This window comes from Kitasatospora sp. NPDC057542, assembly GCF_042801945.1.
In the GTDB taxonomy this organism is placed as follows: domain Bacteria; phylum Actinomycetota; class Actinomycetes; order Streptomycetales; family Streptomycetaceae; genus Kitasatospora.
In genome coordinates this window covers 1-5,248 of sequence record NZ_JBHVFE010000563.1, presented here as the reverse complement: position 1 = coordinate 5,248, position 5,248 = coordinate 1, and the positions used below count along the sequence as shown (strand labels likewise).

Genomic DNA, 5,248 nt, shown 5'->3' with positions numbered 1-5,248 from the left:
GGCGCGCCCCGGCCGCGGACCGGGTCACACGAGCACCGACGGGCTGTCGTCGGTGCCTTCGCGGCCCGCCGCAGCGGGGTGACCGGGGCTCTCGTCCCGGTCGGCGGCAAGGCTGTTGCGCAGGGTCGCCCACAGCCGGAACAGGATGTCCGTCGGGGTTCCGGCGCTGGAGGACTGCATGGCCCGGGCGAACTCGCTCTGGTGCGTGCGCGAGTTGACCGGCAGCAGGGTGCGGGCGTTGTTCGTCCGGTCCCAGGCCGCCGCCCACAGGGCGCGGCGGGCCTCCCTGACCCCGCAGACCTCCATGTAGGCGAGGAAGACGGGTTTGCGCAGCGGAGCCTCGCCCTTGAGGACCAGGGCCAGGGTGCTGGAGGGCAGGCGTCCGCCCCGGTCGCGGGCCCGGCGGTCCAGTTCCCGCAGGGAGGGCCAGTCGGCCTTGCGGCGCATCTCGTGCATCGCGCGGCGCAGGTCCGCGAAGGAGTCGACCTGTTCGGGGTCGACCCGCCGGGGTGCGCGCAGCCGTCGGCTTCCCGAGGGGCGGGGCACGTGGGCCCAGTAGTTGGCCTGGACCCACTTGCGCCGGGCCGTCTTGAGGTCGCCGCCGCATTCGCGGGTGACCGCCTCGACGACCTTCCAGCTCGGTACGGAGCGCCCGCCGGCGGCCCGTTGCAGGGTGGTGGGGTGGTAGTTGGTCCGAGCAGCGAGCTGACGGTACGTCAACCCGGCTTGTTCTCGCTGCTGTCGCAGCCAGGCGGCCAGCCGGCCCAGCGCCGGCTCGGTCGCCTCGATCGGTTTCTCTCGGCGTCCCATCGCAGACAGGCGCTCTTCCTAGGCCCGCTCCCGTCGGAGCCTTACGGCCAACAGGCAACCGCCCGTGGCCAGTTCGAGCGCAGCCCCGGCCGACATGCCCGTCGTCACCAGGGCGGCGGCCAGCGCGACCACCAGGACGACCACGACGACGACCACGGCCGTCTCACCGACCGCGAGCGGCCGGTACGGGCGCGGGCGCAGCGGTACCGGTTCCGCTGCCGCGCAGTGGGTAGGGGTGTGGGCGCGCTTGTTCCGTTTCCTCGCCATCGAGGAGGCCTCCATATCACTGTCCACTCCAACTGGCGGGCACTTGTGCGGTTGGCGTCGCACTGGATGCCCGGTGGCATCACACTTTGTCAGGCGTACGGGTGATTCCCAATCGGTTCGGTGAACATCGCGGAGATTGATGCGCCACGGTCCAGGTCCCTGGCCGCAATCTCGTGAACGCCCTATCAGGAAGTCACAGTTCAGCGAAATGAAACCGGATTTTGATGCGCCTTTGTGCAGCATGCCCTTGTGAGCCGTCCTGGCTGGATGTGACGATTTGCAGCGGCGTCACCCGGACCCGCGGGTCCGGAACCCGGGGGCGCTGTTCACTCCAACAATTCGGGAACATCGGCAGCGGGCCGTGTTGGCGCATGGGTCCGTCCGAACAGCAGAGACCGCCCGGCCCTGGTGGCCCGAGCGGTCTCTCTGCGTTCTCCCCCGCGCGCAGCGGCCGCCGGGCGCCGGACGCCGGGCTACCGGAGGTAGTGCTCGATCGCATCCGCTCCGCGTGCCGCCCCGCCGCTGCGCAGGACGGCACGGCGCATGGCCGCGAGGTTGGCGCGCACCGCCGGGTCCGAGGCGACCCTGTCGACCGCCGCCCGCAGGGTCTCGGCGCTCACCGTGTCGGCGTCCAGGCGTTCGCCGAGCCCGAGTTCCACCAGGCGCCCGGCGTTGGTGGCCTGCTCGGGGGTCTGCGGGACGGCGACGAGGCCGACCCCGTAGTGCAGCGCCTCCATCACGGAGTTCATCCCGGCGTGCGTCACGAAGGCGCGGGCCCGGCGGAGCACCGCCAGTTGCGGGAAGTGCGGCCGCAGGTCCGCCCGTCCCGGGGCGGCGGCGCCCAGTGCGGCAGCGTGCGCGTCGCCGACGGTCATCGCCAGCTGCCAGGGCCCGTCGGCGATCGCGGCGACGCAGGCGCGGTGGAACTCCGGGCGGCCGGTGAGGACGGTGCCCAGGGACACGTACAGCAGAGGTGCGTCGGGGTCGGGTGGGGACCACTGCTCGGCCTCTTCCGCCTGCTCGCGCCTGCGCAGCGAGGGGCCGATGAAGTGGAAGCGTCCGTCGAAGCTGTCGGCGGCCGGCTGGAACTCCCGTGGCACGAAGACGAGGTTGAGCCCGTCGGCCGTGGTCATGGTGTCGGCGGGCGTGAGCGGGACGCCGTGCTCGGCGGAGAAGGCCGCGCAGTCGGCGGCGAGCAGGGCCGCCGCGGGGTGGCCGGCGTCGACCCCGGCGGTCAACTGCCGGTCCAGCGAGTACGTCTCGTTCGAGGCGAGGTGGGGGAAGCACTGCACGGCGGGGATGCCGAGCCGGCGGGCGACGGTCCGGGCGGGCCAGTTCGTCGTGTCGTAGCAGATCGCGTCCACCGGCTGTGCGGCGCAGTGGCGTTGCAGCACCGGGTAGGCCGCGCTCAGGGCCGCGAAGTAGTGGCGCAGCCAGTCGCCGACGGCCTGCGGTCCGATCCTCGCCGGCGGTGTGAACGGTGCGGGCGGCGGGAGTTCCACCCAGTGCGCGCCGGCGCCGGTGACGGCTGCAGCGTGGTCCGCCCCGGTGGCGTAGTCCACCCGGTGGCCGCGCCGTACGAGTTCCTCGACCAGCGGCAGCGTCGGGTTGATGTGGCCGTGTCCGGTCAGGGTCATGAAGAGAAGGTTCTTCGGCACGGCTGCCACCCTGACAGCATCGGCGGTGCGGTTCCACTGAGTTGGCGTGCGCGGGAAGTCGTGGCACGGCTCCGGTGGCCGGTGTCGACGGCACGCTGTGATGACATCACCCTGACGCACACAACGGTCAGGCCCGGTGCGCGAACGTCAGGTCGTGACCGGTCAGCTCGCAGCTGGCCGCCCACAGCCGTGCGGCGGTCGCGGTGTCGGTCAGGTGGTTCCAGGGCGGCTCGATCCTGGGCGTACCGCGCAGCCCGAACGCGCGGGGGCTCCACATCTGGCCGCCGCGCACGCCCGGGTCGAGCACGGCCCGGACGGCGGGCCATGCGGCGGCGTCCTTGCCCTGGACGACGAGCCCGAGCGGCAGGTGGCGCAGCCGCTCGGCGGCGGTCCGGACGTGGACCGGCGGGCGCGAGGGGGTGAGGGAGTCGAGTGCGCCGCCGGGGTGGACGAGCACGCTCAGCGTCGTGCTGCGGGCGGCGCGCAGGCGGCGGTCGAGTTCGAGGGCAAAGAGCATCTGGGCCAACTTGGAGCGCGCGTAGGCGCGCTTGGGCCGGTAGTCGTGCGTGCTCTGGAGGTCGTCGAGGTCCAGGTACTCGGACTTGGCGGCGAAGCTTCCGGTGTTGACGATCCGGCTGCCGGGAGTGGCCGCGAGCAGGGGTGCCAGGTGGTGGGTCAGCGCGAAGTGCCCCAGGTGGTTGGTGGCGAACATCAGCTCGTGCCCGTCGACGGTTTCGCGGCGCGGCGGATGGTCGAGCGCCACGCCGGCGTTGTGGACGACCGCGTCGAGACGGTCCAGCCCGAGCGCGTCCACGGTGGCCGGCAGTGAGGCGAGGTCGGCCAGGTCCAGGGGTACGTGCTTCACCCTGGCCTGGGGGACGCGCGAGCCGATGGAGGCGATCGCCGCCTGTGCCTTCGCCGGGTTGCGGCTGCCGAGGACGACCGTGGCCCCGGTGGCGGCGAGTTGCTCGGCGACGAAGTATCCGATGCCCGCGTTGCCGCCGGTGACCAGGAAGCGCCGCCCCTCGGCGCGGGGTAGCCGGTGGACGTCCCACGGCGGGGCCTGGGGCAGGGAGGGCATGGCGGGCTCCTGGAATTCGGAGTGGTGATCTGGAGGTACGAGGCGGGACCGCACGTCGCAGCCGGTCACGCCCGGTTCCTACCGTCCCGGAGGCCACTCACATCCCACCGGCAGCTCTCCGTCCGCGCTGTCAGGCGACCGGCACCGGGCGGGCCCAGGGCGCAGGAAGTCGGCAGGGTCGACTTCCTGCGCGGGGCAAGGGGCGCGCGAAGGGGGCGCGCGGCGTGACGCTGTGCAAGCAAAAGATCGCGTTCCGGTACTGGCGGCCGGAATGCGGGGTTACGGTGGCGTCCGAATACACGTGTTGGGCACGTGGCACGCAGCAGGGGGCAGTGATGGCACAGCGGAAGATCAAGCGGGGGCCGACGGCGAGCTCCGCGATCATGTTCGGCGAAGAGGTCCGCTACGCGCGCGAGTTGGCGGGCTACACCCAGGAGGATCTGGGCAAGCTCCTGCACCTCGACCGGACGGTGATCTCGCGGACCGAGAGCGGACGACGGAAGCCGACGGTCGAGGAGGTCGAGGAACTCGACCAACTGCTGAACACCGGCGGGCTGCTGAGGCGGCTGTACGACCGGGTCGACTGGAGCGCTCAGATCGAGCATCCGGACTGGTTCCAGAGCCATGTCGACTCGGAGGCCGAGGCGGTCGGGGCCCACGTGTTCCAGACCGACTACATGCACGGGCTGCTTCAGTGCCGGGACTACGCCCGAGCGATGTTCGAGGCGGGCGGGACCGATGAACGCCCTGAAGTGATCGAGGAGCGGGTCGCGGCGAGGCTCGCACGGCAGGGGCGCTTCCTCACCGAGGGCGGGCCGCAGTTGGTGGTCCTCCTCGACGAAAGCGCCCTTCGATCGGTGGTCGGCGGGCCGAAGGTGATGGTGTGGCAGATGCAGCACCTGCTGGACATCGCCCGACGCGAGAACATCGTCATTCAGGTGGTGCCGTTCACGGCTCGGGCGACGATCATCAACTCCTCGATGGTCCTTCTGGAGATGCCGGACGGCCTGCACTCGGTGTACTCGGAGAGCCTTGACAGGGGCAGTCCCTGCGACGATCCGACCATCGTTTCCGGGCACCGGCGCCGCTATGATCGCCTCCGTGGCGATGCGCTCACCGCGGGCGAGTCGCTGGTGCTGTTCGCCGAGGCACTCGAAGGGTTCAGAGATGATGCGGAACGAGCTCGACGCGACCAGCTGGCGCAAGAGCAGCTACAGCGGCACGAACGGCGGCGACTGCATCGAGGTGGCCCCCGGATTCCCCGGCCTCGTCCCCGTACGTGACTCCAAGGACCCCAACGGCCCGGCCCTCGTTTTCCCGGCCACCGCATGGCGCGCCTTCATCGCGGCCGTTCGCGAGGGCGAGTTCGCTGGTTAGCGCTGCTCCCTCGACGCCCCGTGACCGCCCCGCGTGCCGGCCGACCGCATAGCGG

General features: G+C 71.6%; 6 protein-coding genes. 2 read left to right on the top strand and 4 right to left on the bottom strand.

Going from position 1 to position 5,248, the window contains the following annotated elements:
• Nucleotides 1-24 precede the first annotated feature (24 nt).
• The 4 genes from ACFU7Y_RS39615 to ACFU7Y_RS39600 form a co-directional block, all read right to left on the bottom strand.
• On the bottom strand, nt 25-810 hold the full coding sequence (locus ACFU7Y_RS39615; RefSeq protein ID WP_224277726.1) for a helix-turn-helix transcriptional regulator: 786 nt from the start codon (nt 808-810) through the stop codon (nt 25-27).
• An 18-nt stretch (nt 811-828) separates the two neighbouring features.
• Nucleotides 829-1,077: a hypothetical protein gene (locus ACFU7Y_RS39610; protein WP_380771267.1), complete on the bottom strand. Its 249-nt coding sequence runs from the start codon at nt 1,075-1,077 to the stop codon at nt 829-831.
• Between the two features lie 473 nt (nt 1,078-1,550).
• Entirely contained in the window at nt 1,551-2,735 is a 1,185-nt protein-coding gene (locus ACFU7Y_RS39605) for a macrolide family glycosyltransferase (RefSeq protein ID WP_380771266.1), read from the bottom strand.
• A 127-nt stretch (nt 2,736-2,862) separates the two neighbouring features.
• Nucleotides 2,863-3,816 carry an SDR family NAD(P)-dependent oxidoreductase gene (locus ACFU7Y_RS39600; RefSeq protein ID WP_380771265.1) on the bottom strand — a complete coding sequence of 318 codons (954 nt, stop codon included), beginning with the start codon at nt 3,814-3,816 and terminating at the stop codon, nt 2,863-2,865.
• Between the two features lie 224 nt (nt 3,817-4,040).
• Here ACFU7Y_RS39600 and ACFU7Y_RS39595 point away from each other — a divergent pair, with 224 nt between their 5' ends.
• Together ACFU7Y_RS39595 and ACFU7Y_RS39590 are read left to right on the top strand one after the other, a co-directional pair.
• Nucleotides 4,041-5,099: a Scr1 family TA system antitoxin-like transcriptional regulator gene (locus ACFU7Y_RS39595; RefSeq protein WP_380771264.1), complete on the top strand. Its 1,059-nt coding sequence runs from the start codon at nt 4,041-4,043 to the stop codon at nt 5,097-5,099.
• Nucleotides 5,062-5,193, top strand: coding sequence for a DUF397 domain-containing protein (locus ACFU7Y_RS39590; RefSeq protein WP_308020168.1), 132 nt, complete (start codon nt 5,062-5,064; stop codon nt 5,191-5,193). The genes ACFU7Y_RS39595 and ACFU7Y_RS39590 overlap by 38 nt, the downstream gene beginning before the upstream one ends.
• Nucleotides 5,194-5,248: the final 55 nt, after the last annotated feature.